The following is a 16696-nucleotide window of genomic DNA, read 5'->3' on the forward strand; positions in this document are numbered from 1 at the left end:
CGGCTCCGGGCTCAGCTCAGGTATTGCGCGGTGAGCGCGTGGGAAATCGCGGCGAGGTCGGCGCGGAAGCCGCTCAGCCGCGCGGGGGTGATCTCGGAGGGTTCGGCAACCGCCAGCGCGGTGCGCAGCATCAGGATGCGCTTTGCCGCTTCGCCCATCGGGCGGCCGCTGGCGGCACGGATGCGCTCTTCCTCGCCCAGCAACAGGTCGATCTGGAAGAGCATCGAGCGCGGGTTGCCCGCGTCGAGCGCCAGGAGGTCGATCACCGTCTCGCGCGAGGTCTCGACCGAGTAACGGCGACGATGGGTCATCACCGTATCGCCGACCTCCACCGCCAGATCGAGCCCGCCCTCGGGTGCCTTCGCCGAGGTGAAGGCGGCAAGGAAGGCGGCCATCTGGTCAGTGCGTTCGAGCGCCCGCCCGACGGTCAGGAAGCGCCAGCCGAGGAAGCGGAACATGTTCTCGTGCACGAGGCCGGAGAAGCCCGCGAGGCGGCGCAGCAGCAGGCTCATGGCGCGGGCGGCATCATCGCCGGGATGGCAGCCCTCGGCCACGTCGCGGGCGGTGAAGGCGAGGTCCGACAGCGCGGTCCAGCCGTCGGTGGAGAAGCGGTCGCGCACCTTGGCGGCACAGCCGCGCGAAACCTCGAAGAGCTGCAGCAGCCCCGGCGGCACAGGCTCCTCGGAGGGATCGAGGCCGAAACCGGCGAGGAAACGTGCGAGGCTTTCCACCAGCGGCAGCGCGTCGGGGCCGTAATCCTCGAGCCGCAGGTGATAGGCGCGGATCTGGCGCACGCCCATCTCCGCCCGTTCGACGTAGCGGCCGAGCCAGTAAAGGTTGTCCGCCGCCCGCGCCGGCAGCTGCCCCGGCTGGCGGCGCAGGAACGGCCCCTTGTCGCGGGGGGCGAGGGTCTCGCTGGGGACCGGCGCGTCCGAGGTGATCCAGACGTCGGCCACCGAGCCGCCCGACTGCATCGCCAGAGCCGTGGGATCGCCGTTGCGCCCTATGCGGGCGTAGCCGCCCGGCATCACCGTCCAGCCCTCGGGCGTACGCGCGGCAAAGACCCGCACCACCATCGGGCGCGGCACCAGCCGGTCGCCGACCATGGCGGGGGTGGTCGAAAGGGTCACCGCCTCCTGCCCCACCAGCGTGTCGCCCTCGCGCTCCAGCCAGTCCGAGACCGAGCCATGCGCCTGCCCCCTGAAGCGCCCGCCGAGCGCGGTGCCCGCGTCGATGTCGAAGGGCAGCTTGGTCGATTGCGCCGGGCCGATCAGCATGCGGTGCAGGTTGTCACGCACGTAGGCACGCTCCGAGGGCTGACCGCACCACCAGGTGGCGATGTTCGGCAGCTTCAGCGCCTCGCCGGTCAGCGCCTCGCAGATGCGCGGCAGGAAGGCCATGAGCGCCCGCGACTCCAGCGCGCCGGAGCCGAGGCAGTTGACCATGGTGATCGCCCCCGCGCGCAGCGCCGAGACCATGCCGGGCGTGCCGAGGGCCGAGCTCTCGTCCAGCTCCAGCGGGTCGGCAAACCGCGAGTCGAGGCGACGCCAGAGCACCGAGACCGGCTCGTCCCCCGCCACGGTGCGCACCTTGAGCTGGCCATTGCGCACCGCCATGTCCTCGCATTCGAGCAGCATGAAGCCGAGGTAGCGGGCGATATAGGCATGCTCGTAATAGGTGTCGGTGTGCTGGCCCGGCGTGAGGATCGCCACCCGGCTGCGCTCGTCAGCGCGCAGGCCGATCAGCGCGTCGCGGAAGCTGCGGAAGAATCCCGCGAGCCGCTCGACGTTGGCCTTGGGGAAGAGGTCATGAAACACCCGCCCCGTGGCCATGCGGTTTTCCAGAGCGAAGCCCGCGCCCGAGGGCGCTTGCGTGCGGTCGCCCAGCACCAGCCAGGTCCCGTCCGGAGAGCGGCCGATCTCGAAGGCGAGGAAGTGCAGGAAATGCCCCGAGCGCGGCTGCACGCCGACGATGGGCCGCAGCCACTCGGGGTTGCGTGCCACCAGGTCGGCGGGCAGATAGCCCTGCTGCACCAGGTCGCCCGGCCCGTAGAGGTCGGCCATCACCCGCTCGAGCAGCTCGGCGCGCTGCACGATGCCCGCGGCGAGCGTGGCCCATTCGCTGCCCGAGATGACCACCGGCACGTGGCTCAGCGGCCAGCTGCGCTCGGTCGAGCCCTCGCCGGTGTGCTGGCGGAAATAGACGCCCGTGTCGTGCAGGTACTGGTCCCCCCGGGCAAAGGCCCGGGCGCGGGTCTCGGCGCTCTGCGTGGCAAGGTGGCGGATCAGCGGCTGCCAGGCGGGGCGCAGCGTGCCGTCCGGACGCAGCAACTCGTCGGCCACGCCCGGGGGCGGGCTGTAGCCTTGCAGGAACTTGGCCACCGTCTCCGGCAGCGGGCGTTTCGTCTCCGCCACCAAGGCGTCAGATCCCCGGCAGGCGGCGCAGATCGAGGGTCATCGGGAACTCCGGATGCGGTGTCTCGGGCGCGGGCCAGTAGCTGCCCGGGGTGTGCCCGAGTTTCTCGAAGCGGGCAAGCCGCCGCGCATCGGCCTCGTTGGTATTCACCGGGAAGGTGTCATAGTTGCGCCCGCCCGGATGCGCCACATGGTAGCGGCAGCCGCCCAGCGCTCGGCCGGTCCAGGTGTCGAAGATGTCGAAGGTCAGCGGCGCGTTCACCGGCAGCGTCGGGTGCAGCGCCTCGGCGGGCTGCCAGGCCTTGAAGCGCACGCCGCCAACCCTGACGCCAGAAGCACCGGTCTCGGCCATCGGCACGGCGCGGCCGTTGCAGGCGACGATGTAGCGGCCCGGCTCGGTGGCGGTGAGCTGCACCTGCATGCGCTCGACCGAGCTGTCGGTGTAGCGCACGGTGCCGCCGATGGCACCGCGCTCGCCCAGCACGTGCCAAGGCTCCAGCGCCTGCCGCAGCTCGAGGTGGACGCCCTCGTAGTCGACCTCTCCGGCGAAGGGGAAACGGAACTCGCGCTGCGCCTCGTACCACTCGGGACGGAAGGTGAAGCCGTGATCGCCGAGGTCGCGCAGCACGTCGAGGAAATCCTGCCAGACGAAATGCGGCAGCATGAAGCGGTCGTGCAGCGTGGTGCCCCAGCGCACGGGCTTGCCCTGGATGGGGGCCTTCCAGAAGCGCGCCAGCAGCGCCCGGATGAGCACCTGTTGCGCAAGGCTCATCTTGGCGTCCGGCGGCATCTCGAAGCCGCGGAACTCGACGAGGCCGAGGCGGCCGGTGGGCCCGTCGGGCGAGTAGAGCTTGTCGATGCAGATCTCCGCCCGGTGGGTGTTGCCGGTGACGTCGATCAGCATGTTGCGCAGCAGCCGGTCGGTCAGCCACGGCAGCGGCGGCTCGCCCTGCCCCGGCGCCGGGAAATGCGCCAGCGCGATTTCCAGCTCGTAGAGGCTGTCGTGCCGCGCCTCGTCGATCCTCGGGGCCTGCGATGTCGGGCCGATGAAGAGACCCGAGAAGAGGTAACTGAGCGAGGGATGCCGCAGCCAGTGCAGGATCATCGAGCGCATGAGGTCCGGGCGGCGCAGGAAGGGGCTGTCATGCGGCGTCTCGCCGCCCACGACGACGTGGTTGCCGCCGCCGGTGCCGGTGTGCTTGCCGTCGATCATGAACTTGTCGGCGCCGAGGCGGCACTGACGGGCTTCTTCGTAGACGCCGTTGGTGATCGCCTTGCAGTCCTCCCAGCTGTGCGCCGGGTGCACGTTGACCTCGATCACGCCGGGATCGGGGGCGACGCGGACCACGTTGAGGCGCGCGTCATGCGGCGGCGTGTAGCCCTCGATATGGATCGGCAGGCCCAGTTCCTCGGCGGTGGTCTCCGCCGCGGCGAGCAGGTCGAGATAGTCCTCGAGCGACTCCACCGGCGGCATGAAGAGGCAGAGCCGGCCGTCCCGCGGCTCGATGGCGATGGCGGTGCGCACCGCGCCGCCCGCCGGGTCGACGCCCTGCTCCATGATGCGCTGCCGCCGCCCGACGTCGCGCGCCTCGGACACCGGCTGGTCGTGCCCCGGCGTGACCTCGGGCAACGCGGCCATGGCCTCGCGCTCCTCGGCGGCGATGCGCTCCAGCTCCTCCATCAGCTGCGCGCGGCGTTCCTGTTGCTGCGCGTGGAAATCCGGCAGCTCGGTCAGCGGCACGCTGGGATCGGTCGGGTAGACATAGGGGTAGGCCGAGGGCGGCACGAAGGGCAGCGCCCCGAGCGGCAGACGGAAGCCCACCGGGCTGTCGCCGGGGATGAGGAACAAATGCCCGCGCCGGGTCTTCCAGTGCTCGGAACGCCACTTCGGCCCGCTCGCCTTGGACTGCCAGCGCTGCAGCGGCAGGATGAAGCCCGCCGCCTCGTCGAGCCCGCGGGTGAACACCCGTGCAATGCGGGCGCGGGTCTCGGGATCCTTGAGCTTGGAATCCTCCGGCGTCACGTTCATCGGCAGATCGGCTTCCTTGAGAATCCATTCCGCCGGATCCTCGTAGGCCGGGTGGACGTAGTTGCCATCGAGACCCAGCGTCTCGGCGAATCTGGTCATGAAGCTGTCGGCCTGCGCGGCATCCGCGCCCTTGGCGGCCTCCTTGGCCACCAGGTCGGGGTTCTTCCACACCGGCTTGCCGTCCCGCCGCCAGTAGAGCGAAAAGGTCCAGCGCGGCAGGGTCTCGCCGGGATACCACTTGCCTTGCCCGTAGTGCAGGAAGCCGCCCGGCGCGAAACGTTCCCGCAACCGGCGGATCAGCTGATCCGCGAGCGCGCGCTTCTGCGGCCCGACCGCGGCGGTGTTCCACTCGGCGCTCTCGAAATCGTCGATCGAGACAAATGTCGGCTCGCCGCCCATGGTCAGGCGCATGTCCTGCGCCTCGATCTCGGCGTCGACCTTGTGCCCGAGCGCGTCCAGCGCGTCCCAGGCCTCGTCGGAGAAGGGCTTGGTGATGCGCGGGTGCTCGGCGACGCGGCGCACCTGCATGTCGAAATCGAAATCGGTCTGCGTATTCGGCGGCGCGGAGTAGCCGCCGACGATGGGCGCGGCGTTTCGGTAGTGCGGCGTGGCGGCGAGCGGAATGTGACTCTCGCCGGTTAGCAGGCCGGAGGTCGGGTCGAGCCCGATCCAGCCGGCGCCGGGAATGTAGACCTCGCACCAGGCGTGCAGGTCGGTGAAGTCGTGATCGGTCCCCGCCGGCCCGTCGAGCGAGACGAGGTCGGGCTTGAGCTGGATCAGGTACCCGGACACGAAGCGCGCCGCGAAACCCAAATGCCGCAGGATTTGCACGAGCAACCACGAGGTGTCACGGCAGGAGCCCTTGGCCAGTTGCAGCGTCTCCTCGGGGGTCTGCACGCCGGGCTCCATGCGGACGATGTAGCCGATGTCCTTCTCCAGCCGGGCGTTCAGCCCGACGAGGTAGTCGACCGTGCGCGGCGCGCTTTTCTCGATGGTATCGAGATAAGCCTGCAGCCGCGGGCCGGCCTGCTCGGGGGTGCGGTAGATCGACAGGTCCTCGGCAAAGTCCTGCGAATACTCGAAGGGAAAGGCCTCGGCGCTCTCATCCACGAAGAAGTCGAACGGGTTGTAGACCGTCATGTCGGCGACGAGATCGACCTCGATCTTGAACTCGGTCACCGGCTCGGGAAACACGAAGCGCGCCAGCCAGTTTCCATAGGGATCCTGCTGATGATTGACGAAGTGCCCCTCGGGCGAGACCTTCAGCGAATGCGAGATCACCCGCGTGCGCGAGTGTGGCGCTGGCCTGAGCCGGATGATCTGCGGCCCGAGCGACACCGGGCGGTCGTACTTGTAGTGCGTCAGGTGGTGGATACTTGCCGTAATCGCCATTCGCTAGGGCCCGCAACTGGTGGAAACCTCTCACACCTGAGCGACTTGGCCCGCGCTTGTAAAGCCTTGCATGACCCCGCGGCATCGACCGTTGCCGCGCCGCCCGTTCCGCAGGCGACGCACGGAGGCATGGATCGCGGTGTTCAGTTCACCGGCATGACGAAGACCTCACGCACGCCCGCGCGCGCATCGGCTTCCAGCGCGAACATCACCGAGCGGGCGATGTCCTCGGGTTTCAGCTTGTCGGGTTTGGCCTCGTCGAAGAAGGGCGTGTCGACCATGCCCGGCGCGATCACCGTGACCCGTGCGCCCCATTCGCGGAACTCCTCGGCGAGGTTGCCGCCGTAGCCGTGCACGAACCATTTCGAGGCACCGTAGACCGACCCCTTGATGGTCGTCCGGCCAGCCGCCGAGCCGGTGAGCAACAGATGTCCCCGGTTTTTCACGAAATAGGCCGAGGCGGCTTTCGCGGTCCAGAGCACCCCGAGGATGTTGAGTTGCACCAGCCGCTCCCATTCCCCCGGATCGCCCTTGCGCGTGCCCGATTGCGACAGGCCGGTCCCTGCGTTGGCGAAGGCGGCGTTCACATCGCCGAAATGCCCGGCCAGTTTCGCCATGGCCGCTTCCTGCTCCTGGAGGGAGGTCGCGTCGCCCGGCAGTGCCAGTGCATGCGGACCAAGTTCCTTCTCGAGGTCGGCAATCTTGTCTTTGGACCGCGCGAAGAGGCCCACATTCCAGCCGCGCTCGACCGCGGCACGGGCGGTCTGCGCGCCGATGCCGGAAGAGGCACCGGTGATGAAGAGTGTCTTGCGGATCATGATTAACCCTCCCGAAGGACATTCGCGTGAAACTTGGCGCAGGGGCGACCCGGCGCGGCTGCCAGGCAAGATAGCGCGCGCGGTGTTCCGGCCCATGAAAGCGGCCTCAGGGGTCGATCACGCACCCGTCACGCAACGGAAATGGAACAACTTTCGCAGCACCGGCGTTTTCTTGCCGACCAGTAAGGGAGATCCTCGATGAAACGCCTCGCACTGCTCACTGCCGTTACGACCTGCACCGCCGTCGCCGCCTATGCCGCGACAGAGGTGCTCGGAACCGGCGCCGCCACGGTCATTGAGATCGAGGTCGCGCCGCACGAACTGGCAGAGTGCCGCGAAACGTTGCAGCAGGTCGCCTCGATGCCCGCCGTCTCCGATGATGGCACTCCCCTGCTCTTCCAGTCCTCCGACGACCTGCCCCAGGTGCGTTGCGTGGCATCGACGGTCTGACGGTCGCGCCACTGGCAGACCGCCGCCGCGCTTGCTAGGCATGGGCCGACACGGCAGCGCGCGATACGGGGTCCAGGAATGCAGACCAGCTTCACCATCGAGACGCGGGGTCCCGGCCTCTATGAGTTCACCCGCGACGTGAACCGCTGGGTCGGCGGGAGTGGTGCGAGCGACGGGCTACTCACCCTGTTCATTCGCCACACCTCGGCCTCTCTGCTCATTCAGGAGAACGCCGACCCCGAGGTGAGGACCGACCTGACCGAGTTCTTCCACCGTCTCGTGCCGCCGAGCAGCGACCCTTCGATGCGTTATCTCACGCATACCTACGAAGGTCCGGACGACATGCCCGCCCATATCAAGGCGGCCCTGCTGCCGGTCTCCCTTTCCATTCCGATCAACGGTGGAAAACTCGGGCTCGGCACCTGGCAGGGCATCTATCTCTTCGAGCACCGCAACGCGCCTCACTGGCGCGAAGTCCTCGCCCATCTCGGCGGCTGAAGCCGCTCAGGATGATTTCTCAGCGGTTTTTCTAGATTTCGAGGATTTTGCACGCCCCGCATCTTGCGGAGCAAATTGACCTCTACCCAATTTCTGGGCGCTCCCCTATAGTGGCTGTGGATAAATGAGGGATAACCTCATGCCCACGTTGGAACGAAGTGATTGGGGGAAGGCATGCGCTGCCCGTTTTGTGGAAATATCGACACCCAGGTCAAGGATTCACGCCCGGCAGAAGACCATGTCTCGATCCGTCGTCGCCGTTTCTGCCCGGCCTGCGGCGGCCGGTTCACCACCTATGAGCGGGTGCAGCTGCGCGATCTCGTGGTGATCAAGACCAGCGGTCGGCGCGAGGATTTCGACCGCGACAAGCTCGAGCGCTCGATCCGCATCGCGCTGCAGAAACGCCCGATCGATCCTGAGCGCGTCGACCAGATGATCTCCGGTGTCGTGCGACGGTTGGAAAGCCTCGGCGAAACCGACATCCAGTCGAAACAGATCGGCGAGATCGTCATGGAGACGCTCGCGCGGATCGACACCGTGGCCTATGTGCGCTTTGCCAGCGTCTACAAGAACTTCCAGGCTGCTGATGATTTCGACAAGTTCGTGAGCGAGCTGCGTCCCGGCACCCAGCCGGAGAAGTGAGCGCGGTCTGCAACGCGCCCACGGACGCAACACGGGGAGCAAGTTCGCGTGAAGGATGACGTCCGCCACATGGCCCATGCCCTGCGCCTCGGGCGCCGGGGCATGGGCAACTGCTGGCCCAACCCCGCCGTGGGCTGCGTACTGGTGAAGGATGGCCGCATCGTCGGCCGCGGCTGGACCCAGCCCGGCGGCCGTCCGCACGCCGAGGTCGTGGCACTGGCCGATGCCGGCGCGCAGGCGCGCGGCGCCACCGCCTACGTCACGCTCGAGCCCTGCGCCCATACCGGCAAGACCCCGCCCTGCGCCACGGCCCTGATCCAGGCCGGTGTGGCGCGCGTGGTCGCCCCCATTGCCGACAGCGACCCGCGGGTCGCCGGCCAGGGCTTCGAGATGCTGCGCAGAGCCGGCATTGAGGTGACCACCGGCCCCTGTGCCGAGGAGGCAATGCAGGACCACGCCGGGTTCCTTATGAAGACCGAAGAAGGCCGTCCCCGGGTGACGCTGAAGCTGGCGAGCAGTTTCGACGGGCGCATTGCCACCGCCACCGGTGAGAGCAAGTGGATCACCGGCCCCGAGGCGCGCCGCGCGGTGCACGGGCTGCGCGCCTGCCATGATGCGGTGATGGTCGGCGCCGGTACCGCTCGGGCCGACGATCCGGAGCTGACCGTGCGCGGCAGGGGCCATGTGCACCAGCCGGTGCGGGTGATCGCCTCCCGGCTGATCGACGTGCCGCTGATGAGCCGCCTTGCCTCGACCGCGCGCGAGGTGCCGGTCTGGATCGTGCATGGCTCGGATGCCGCCACGGCCACCCGCCGGGCGTGGCAGAGCTGCGGGGCGACCCTGATCCAGAGCCGCGTGACAGCAGGGCGTCTCGACCCCGGCGCGCTGCTTGCGGCGCTCGGCAGCCAGGGGCTGACGCGGGTGTTCTGCGAGGGCGGCGGACAGCTCGCCGCCTCGTTGCTCGCCGCCGATCTGGTGGACGAACTGGTCGGCTTTACCGCGGGCCTCGCACTCGGCGCGGAGGGGCGGCCCGGCGTCGGGGCCATGGGCGTCGACACGCTGACCGAGGCGCCGCGCTTCAGGCTGGTGGAGACCCGCACGCTCGGCAATGACGTGATGCACCGCTGGCTGCGCTGACGGCGCGAAGAACCGGGGGCGCTGCCCCCGGCTCCCCGGCGTATTTGTGGAACAATGAAGCGGCGGCGGCAGGCCGCGCCTTCAGAGCCCCTTCGCCTTGTAGCTCTTCGACACCCGGTCGATTGCCACGATGAAACCGGCGGTGCGGAGATCGGTGACGTCGTCGCGCCCATGCCAGATCTCGCGCATCGACTGGTAGGCGGTGCGCATGGTGTCGTCGAGGCCCGAGCGCACCAGTTCCAGCTCGTCGGCGCCGCGCAGGTAGCGCGCCTTGAAGGCCGGGTCGAGGTTCCAGGTGTCGCCGAGCGCCGCATCGAGCCGCGCCAGCTCATCCACCACCAACTGGTGTCGCGCCTCTTCCTGCCGCCTCTGCATGCGGCCGAAGCGGATGTGGCTGAGGTTCTTCACCCACTCGAAGTAGGACACGGTGACGCCCCCCGCGTTGGCGAAGAGATCGGGGATGATCACCGTGCCGCGCGCCCGCAGGATGTCGTCGGCCCCGGCGGTGATAGGCCCGTTGGCGGCCTCGATGATCAGCTTTGCCTTGACGTTGTGGGCGTTGGTCAGGTTGATCACGCCTTCCAGCGCGGCCGGAACGAGGATGTCGCACTCCTCGGTGAGCACGGCCCCGCCGTCGCGAGTATGGGTGGCATCTGGATAGTCCGCCAGCCCGCCGTGGCGCATCATCCAGTCCTTCACCGCCTCGACGTCCAGCCCCTTGGGATCGTAGAGCGCGCCGTCGCGCTCGATGATGCCGGTGATCAGCGCGCCGTCCTCCTCCGACAGGAAGCGGGCGGCGTGGTAGCCCACATTGCCGAGCCCCTGCACAATCACCCGCTTGCCCGCGAGTCCGCCGGACAGCCCCGCCGCGGCCACGTCCTCGGGGTGGCGGAAGAATTCGCGCAGGGCGTATTGCACGCCGCGCCCCGTGGCCTCGACCCGGCCGGCGATGCCGCCGGCGTTGAGCGGCTTGCCGGTGACGCAGGCGCGCGAGTTGATGTCGGTGGTGTTCATCCGCGCGTATTGGTCGGCGATCCAGGCCATCTCGCGCTCGCCGGTGCCCATGTCGGGCGCGGGCACGTTCTGGCTGGGGTGGATCAGGTCACGCTTGCACAGCTCATAGGCGAAGCGGCGGGTGATCAGCTCGAGTTCATGTTCCTCGTATTGCGTCGGATCGATCCGCAGCCCGCCCTTGGAGCCGCCGAAGGGTGCCTCGACCAGCGCGCATTTGTAGGTCATCAGCGCCGCCAGCGCCTCGACCTCGTCCTGGTTCACCGCCACGGCATAGCGGATGCCGCCCTTCACCGGCTCCATGTGCTCGGAGTGCACCGAGCGATAGCCGGTAAAGGTCTCGATCTTGCCGCGCAGCCGGACCCCGAAGCGCACGGTGTAGGTGGCGTTGCAGACGCGGATCTTCTCTTCCAGTCCGGGCGGCAGGTCCATCAGCGCCACGGCGCGGTTGAACATCAGATCCACGCTCTGGCGGAATGTCGGTTCGTTGGATGGTAGCACGTTCATCGGTTCTCCTCCTGACCAAGCTCACGCTGCCTGTCCGCGCGGGGCACGGAACGCCGTCCGCTGCCGCCGAGCCGGATCGACCGGAGGCGCGGCAGCGGGCCGCCTCCCATTTCTGACGGAAAACCCCGTGCGACGAAACCGTTTGCTAACCGCTGGGCAACGGATTGTTCCCAGCCCGGCACAGGACACGAGACGGGCCCCGCATTGTCCCCATGGCATGACCCTAAGTCCCACTTTCGCCGCGATAAAAGCCGCATTTTAGCCATTATGGATGGGAATAGTTTCCCTCGTAGTGTGGTGAGTCTTGAGGGCCCTGCGGTTGCAGTGGTCAGGAAAAGGGTATCGAGAGCATGGAAAAGCAGTCTGCTTACCGGCGCGGATTTTCCGCACGGAGCAGGACCTCGCTGACGGCGCTGATGCGCGGTAGCGATGCGTTCCTCCGTGACGAACAGGGCAGTATGTCCTACTTCGCGCTGGTCTCCTCTTTGGTGATGATGGTCTTCGGCGGTATCGGCGTGGACATGGTTTTTGCCGAACTGAACAGGACCAAGATCCAGAACACCCTCGACCGCGCGGTGCTCGCCGCGGCGGACCTCGACCAGACGCTGGAACCCTCGGAGGTGGTCGCCGACTACATGATCAAGATGGGCCTCGGCGACGCGTTGGTGGATTCGACCATCGACGAGGGTCTCAATTACCGCACCGTGACCGCCGACGGCCAAGTGGAAATGCCCTCGAACTTCATCGGGCTGCTTGGCGTCGAGACGACCCAGGCCGCGGGCCATGCCCAGGCTACCGAGCGGTTCAACAAGGTCGAAGTGTCTCTGGTCGTCGATATTTCCGGCTCGATGCAGAACAACAGCAAGATGGACAACCTGAAGGCCGCCGCGAACAATTTCGTGGACACGGTGCTGGCCGACGGCAGTGAGGACCTCGTCTCGGTGTCGCTTGTGCCCTATTCCGAGCAGGTCAACGCCGGGCCCGACATCCTCAACTACTTGCCGGTGAACTGGAAGCACGGCTTCTCGCACTGCCTCGAGATGCCGAACTCGGTGTTCAGCTCGACCGAGCTCGACACCTCGATCACCTACGAGCAGATGCAGCACTTCCAGTGGAACTATTCGGGCCACAACACCCTGACGGATACGGTCTGCCCGCGGTACGACTACGAGCGCATCGCCCCGTTCAGCCAGGACGCTTCGGCGCTCAAGAAGCAAATCAACAAGCTGACGCCGCGCGCCGGCACCTCGATCTTCCTCGGGATGAAATGGGGCACGGCGTTGCTTGACCCATCGACGCGCGACATCGCCAGCGGTCTGATCTCCGACGGCGTTGTCTCCTCGGTCTTCGAGGGGCGCCCGGTGGATTACGACGACGAGGACGTGCTGAAGACCGTGGTGCTGATGACCGACGGCCAGCATGACCGGTCATTCCGCATCCGCGACGGCTACTACAACTCGGATTCGGAATACGCCCAGTGGAACAAGTACAACCTCTGGTACTACCTGTATAAATACGTCGACCAGAACAAGCGCGGGAACTTCTACTACCAGAAGTACGACGCCACCACCGGCGACACGCTGCTGGACAACATCTGCGATGCCGCCAAGGCCAAGGGGATCGTCATCTGGTCCATCGGCTTCGAAGTCGAGGACCATGGTGCCGACGTGATGGAAAGCTGCGCCTCTTCGCCATCGCACTTCTTCCGCGTCGAGGGCACGGAGATCTCCGAAGCCTTCTCGACCATCGCCCATACCCTCAACCAGCTGAGGCTGACCCAATGATCGGCTCCATGAAAACCGCCCTGCGGCGTTTCGGCCGTGACGAAGACGGCTCGATGATCGTTCCCTTCGCACTCTGGACGCCCCTGTTCGTGGGTCTGCTGATCGCCAGCGTCGAGGCCGGAACCACCACCATGCGGCAAACCGTTCTGGACCGTGCGCTCGACCAGACCGTGCGCGAGGTCAAGATCGGCACCGGCACGCTCTATACCGCGGACCAGCTCAAGGAGATGATCTGCGATCGCGCAACGATCCTCGGCAGCTGCGTCGACACCCTGCAGCTCGAGATGGTCGGTCTCGACATGCGCGACTGGGTCGCCCCGGAAAAGAGCACCGATTGCGTCGACACCAATCTCGCGGTGACCCCGATGCGCAACTTCGTGAACGGCGGCCAGCACGAGACCATGCTGCTGCGTGCCTGCTACAAGTATCGCCCGGTCACCCCCGGCGGCCTGGTTGCCGCCTCCATGGCCAAGGACGAGATGGGCTACACCGCGCTGGTGGCCACCTCGGCCTTCGTGCACGAGCCGATGTGAGGAGACGGGAGATGACCAGAGAGAACCGCAAAATGCGCCTGCCCCGTTTCGCCCGCGACACCGAGGGCAGCGTCACGCTCGAAGCGATGATCGTGATGCCCATCCTCGTGCTGATCTTCGCCGCCTGCTGGGTCTACTTCGATGTCTTCCGCGAAGCCTCGGTGAACCAGAAGGCGAACTACGTTATCGGAGACGCCCTCTCGCGCGAGACCGATGAGATCGACGACACCTATATCGACAACTCCTACAAGCTGCTGAAACTCTTCACGCGGACCAATGATGATCTGTACGAGGAAGGCGCCGATGATGCGGGTTTCTCCGAGGGGGAGCTCTACCCCACCGATCTGCGCATCACCGTGGTCAGCTACAAAGACAAAAACGACAAGTATTCGGTCGAATGGTCGGTCGTCCGCGGCGATCCCGACCCGCTCACCGATAGCGACCTGGCAGGGATGCGCGACCGCCTGCCGGTGCTGGCCGATGCCGCGCAGGTGATCCTGGTGGAGACCTGGGACGACTATTTCCCGCTGTTCCGCGTCGGCCTCAACGCCTTCCCGATCAAGACCTACAGCTTCACGCAACCGCGCTACGCGCCGCAGCTGCTCTATGCCTCCAGCACCAGCGGCAATAACGGCTGGGGCAACGGCGACCAGGATGCCCCCGGAAACTCGCTGTGCAACAACAACGCCGAGAACGCGACCGATTGCGACAACACCGACGGCTCCTACAACAACGAGCCGAGCTGGGACGACAGCTGATCCCGGCACCCGCCTGGGGAAAAAGACAAAGGCCGCAGCAATGCTGCGGCCTTTGCGTTTTCGGACCTTGCGAGGGTCACTCTTCCGGTGGCAGCGTACCGTCGCGGCGCATGACCAGCACCGAGATGATGTCGGCCATCGGCTTGGTGTCGCGCGCAGCGGTCACCCCGCCCACGGCCACCCGCCGACCGGTGCGCCACCAGAGGCCCGGATACCAGGCCCGCTTGCCCGGCTCCTTCAGCATCAGCGCGAAGCCATTCGAGGGCTTCAGCGCAAAGGCACCGCGATCCACCTTCACCACATCAGCGATGCGCGCGACCACCGCGCCCGAGCTGTCGGTAAGCGCCTCGTCCGTCAGCAGCAGCTCCCGCGAGGTCACGCGCCACATGTGCTGCGCCACCCAGAGCGCCGCGACGCCGAGCACGATGAGGAACACCAGCCAGAGCGGGTTCGCCGGCGGCTGCATCACCGCCAGCCAGAGCAGCAGCAGCCCCAGCCCCCCCATCGTGCCGACGCCGATCACCCGCCGCGGCCCGGTGGCCGAGGCCCGTGCCAGAATCTTGTCGTCCGTCATGTCGTTCATGGTTCCTCCCCTGCCCCGGATCAGTCGCGGCGCGGATCGCGCGGATAGACCCCGAGGATCTCGAGATATTCGGTGAAATAGTCGAGTTCCTCCAGCGCGCGCTTGACCGCCGGGTCCTCGGGATGGCCCTCGATGTCGGCGTAGAACTGCGTCGCGGTGAAGGAGCCGCCGACCATGTAGCTTTCCAGCTTGGTCATGTTGACGCCATTGGTGGCGAAGCCGCCCATCGCCTTGTAGAGCGCGGCCGGAATGTTGCGCACCTGGAACACGAAGGTGGTCATCATGCCGTGGTCGCCGCGGCGCTCATGATTCGCCTCCGGCGACATGACGAGGAAACGCGTGGTGTTATTGCCCTGGTCCTCGATGTGGCGCGCCAGCACGTCGAGCCCGTAGATCTCGCCCGCCAGTTCCGAGGCCAGCGCGGCGATCTCGGGCTTGCCCATCTCGGCCACCTGCCGCGCCGAGCCGGCGGTGTCGGCACCGGTGAGCCGCTTGATGCCGTGCTCGCTCAGGAACTTGCGGCACTGGCCCAGCAGCACCGTGTGGGTCATCGCCTGCTCGATCTTCTCCAGCGGCACGCCGGGCAGCGCCAGCAGGTTGATGTGCACCCGGACGAAGGCCTCGTCGATGATGTGCAGCCCCGAATGCGGCAGCAGGGAATGGATGTCCGCGACCCGCCCGTAGGTGGAGTTCTCGACCGGCAGCATGGCCAGCTCGGCCTCACCGCCCCTGACCGCCTCGATCGCGTCTTCAAACGTACGGCACGGCAGTGCCTCCATGTCCGGACGGGCGTCACGGCAGGCCTGGTGCGAATAGGCGCCAAGCTCTCCCTGGAAGGCAATGCGGTTGGTCATGTCAGTCTCGCGTCGTTTTGGAAACACTTGCAGCTTGTGGGCATTTGGTCGCGGCTAGTATACCTTGCCAGAGGCCAAGGGAAGCCGTAGACCACTGAGCGACGGTTATCTTTCGACGCCCGACCTGGGGAGGACACGCGACACATGTTTGATACCATGACCTTGACCAAAGTTGTGGGCGGCCTCTGCGGCGCCTTTCTGATCTACCTGCTCGGTGGCTGGGTCGGCGAGGGCCTCTACCACGTCGGCGGCAGCCACGGTGAGGAAGTCGCTTCCTATGTGATCGAAGTCGAAGAAAGCGGCGGCGGCGAAGAAGAAGCAGAAGTCGACTTCGCGACGCTCATGGCCTCGGCGGATGCTGGCAAGGGCGAGAAGGTCTTCGGCAAGTGCCGCGCCTGCCACAAGGTCGACGGCAGCAACGCCACCGGCCCGCATCTTGACGGTGTGGTCGGGCGCAACATCGACGCCGTTGACGGCTTCTCCTACTCCGGCGCGCTTGAGCAGGTCGGCGAGGTCTGGACCCCCGAGAACCTGTTCCACTTCCTCGAGGACCCGAAGGGCGTGGCCCCCGGAACCGCGATGTCCTTCGCCGGCCTGAAGAAGGCAGAGGACCGCGTGAACCTGATCGCCTACCTCGACTCGCTCGGCGGCTGATCGCCACGCGCGACACGAATTCTGCAAGAATTTCCAAGGCCACGGCACCGCGCCGTGGCCTTTTTCATTGCGTGGTGCGGGGTGGGAAGATGATGCCCAGACTTGCAATGCGCAGGTTGCGTGCCCCCATTGTGCGAAGTGCTCCCGCCAAATAGCCTGCGACGATGACACCCTGGCGTCCGGCTCCCGAAATTCGCTTCAAAGCCCTTGGACTTCACTGGCGCGACGGCAAGCTTCTTGCGGCCGAAGTTCTGGATGACGCCGGGCGGGTGAAGGGTGTTCGCCCTCTGGGAGGTTCTGTCGAATTCGGCGAGACGGCAGAGGCCGCCGTCATTCGCGAGTTCCGCGAGGAACTCGGCATCACGGTCGAAGTGCTGGGCCCCCCGGTCATGATCGAGAACATCTACACTCACGAGGGTCAGCTTGGGCACGAGGTTCTCGCGATCTTCGATGTCTCCTTCCCGGCGGCCGCTTTTGCCGGCGAAACCCGCATCGCCTTCCAGGAGGACAATGGCACCACGTGCTTTGCCGAGTGGTTTGCGCTCGAGACCTTGGACCTGCCTGATCGACCGCGTCTCTACCCGGACGGCCTGAAGGCCCATCTGCTGAAAGCGCGCTGACCGACCGCAGCG

The 16696-nt window shown here is 66.8% G+C and carries 15 protein-coding genes; 9 read left to right on the forward strand and 6 right to left on the reverse strand.

What is annotated here, in order from left to right:
* Positions 1-11 precede the first annotated feature (11 nt).
* From BM397_RS13605 to BM397_RS13615, 3 genes are all read right to left on the reverse strand, one after another.
* Complete coding sequence (locus BM397_RS13605) at positions 12-2414, reverse strand: circularly permuted type 2 ATP-grasp protein (protein ID WP_092425530.1); 2403 nt, start codon at positions 2412-2414, stop codon at positions 12-14.
* Between the two features lie 7 nt (positions 2415-2421).
* Positions 2422-5835, reverse strand: a complete 3414-nt coding sequence (locus tag BM397_RS13610) for a transglutaminase family protein (RefSeq protein ID WP_092425312.1) — start codon at positions 5833-5835, stop codon at positions 2422-2424.
* Between the two features lie 143 nt (positions 5836-5978).
* Entirely contained in the window at positions 5979-6653 is a 675-nt protein-coding gene (locus tag BM397_RS13615; RefSeq protein WP_092425310.1) for an SDR family oxidoreductase, read from the reverse strand.
* 198 nt (positions 6654-6851) lie between these two features.
* On the opposite strand from BM397_RS13615, the gene BM397_RS13620 reads away from it, so the two are divergent.
* From BM397_RS13620 to ribD, 4 genes are all read left to right on the forward strand, one after another.
* Complete coding sequence (locus tag BM397_RS13620) at positions 6852-7103, forward strand: hypothetical protein (protein ID WP_092425308.1); 252 nt, start codon at positions 6852-6854, stop codon at positions 7101-7103.
* Between the two features lie 78 nt (positions 7104-7181).
* Complete coding sequence (locus BM397_RS13625; RefSeq protein WP_092425305.1) at positions 7182-7601, forward strand: secondary thiamine-phosphate synthase enzyme YjbQ; 420 nt, start codon at positions 7182-7184, stop codon at positions 7599-7601.
* Between the two features lie 174 nt (positions 7602-7775).
* Positions 7776-8243 (forward strand): transcriptional regulator NrdR, encoded by a 468-nt coding sequence (gene nrdR, locus BM397_RS13630; RefSeq protein ID WP_092425303.1) that lies wholly within the window; start codon positions 7776-7778, stop codon positions 8241-8243.
* Positions 8244-8291: 48 nt separating this feature from the next.
* A complete protein-coding gene (gene ribD, locus BM397_RS13635) occupies positions 8292-9380 on the forward strand; it encodes a bifunctional diaminohydroxyphosphoribosylaminopyrimidine deaminase/5-amino-6-(5-phosphoribosylamino)uracil reductase RibD (protein WP_256218756.1) in 1089 nt (362 codons plus the stop codon).
* A gap of 81 nt (positions 9381-9461) precedes the next feature.
* Here ribD and BM397_RS13640 read toward each other — a convergent pair whose 3' ends face one another.
* Positions 9462-10898 (reverse strand): Glu/Leu/Phe/Val family dehydrogenase, encoded by a 1437-nt coding sequence (locus tag BM397_RS13640; RefSeq protein ID WP_092425298.1) that lies wholly within the window; start codon positions 10896-10898, stop codon positions 9462-9464.
* A 458-nt stretch (positions 10899-11356) separates the two neighbouring features.
* Here BM397_RS13640 and BM397_RS13645 point away from each other — a divergent pair, with 458 nt between their 5' ends.
* From BM397_RS13645 to BM397_RS13655, 3 genes are read left to right on the forward strand one after another with little or no spacing between them, the layout of a single operon-like run.
* On the forward strand, positions 11357-12682 hold the full coding sequence (locus BM397_RS13645) for a Tad domain-containing protein (RefSeq protein WP_245696083.1): 1326 nt from the start codon (positions 11357-11359) through the stop codon (positions 12680-12682).
* Between the two features lie 8 nt (positions 12683-12690).
* Entirely contained in the window at positions 12691-13215 is a 525-nt protein-coding gene (locus BM397_RS13650; protein WP_245696082.1) for a TadE/TadG family type IV pilus assembly protein, read from the forward strand.
* An 11-nt stretch (positions 13216-13226) separates the two neighbouring features.
* On the forward strand, positions 13227-13973 hold the full coding sequence (locus BM397_RS13655; protein WP_092425291.1) for a TadE/TadG family type IV pilus assembly protein: 747 nt from the start codon (positions 13227-13229) through the stop codon (positions 13971-13973).
* Between the two features lie 76 nt (positions 13974-14049).
* Here BM397_RS13655 and BM397_RS13660 read toward each other — a convergent pair whose 3' ends face one another.
* Both BM397_RS13660 and BM397_RS13665 read right to left on the reverse strand, forming a co-directional pair.
* Positions 14050-14556, reverse strand: a complete 507-nt coding sequence (locus BM397_RS13660; RefSeq protein WP_245696081.1) for a hypothetical protein — start codon at positions 14554-14556, stop codon at positions 14050-14052.
* A gap of 20 nt (positions 14557-14576) precedes the next feature.
* Entirely contained in the window at positions 14577-15410 is an 834-nt protein-coding gene (locus BM397_RS13665; RefSeq protein WP_092425289.1) for a prephenate dehydratase, read from the reverse strand.
* A gap of 144 nt (positions 15411-15554) precedes the next feature.
* Here BM397_RS13665 and BM397_RS13670 point away from each other — a divergent pair, with 144 nt between their 5' ends.
* Both BM397_RS13670 and BM397_RS13675 read left to right on the forward strand, forming a co-directional pair.
* Entirely contained in the window at positions 15555-16064 is a 510-nt protein-coding gene (locus BM397_RS13670) for a c-type cytochrome (RefSeq protein WP_092425286.1), read from the forward strand.
* A 164-nt stretch (positions 16065-16228) separates the two neighbouring features.
* Positions 16229-16684, forward strand: a complete 456-nt coding sequence (locus BM397_RS13675; protein WP_092425284.1) for an NUDIX hydrolase — start codon at positions 16229-16231, stop codon at positions 16682-16684.
* Positions 16685-16696 lie beyond the last annotated feature (12 nt).

Source organism: Alloyangia pacifica (assembly GCF_900116195.1).
In the GTDB taxonomy this organism is placed as follows: Bacteria; Pseudomonadota; Alphaproteobacteria; order Rhodobacterales; family Rhodobacteraceae; genus Salipiger; species Salipiger pacificus.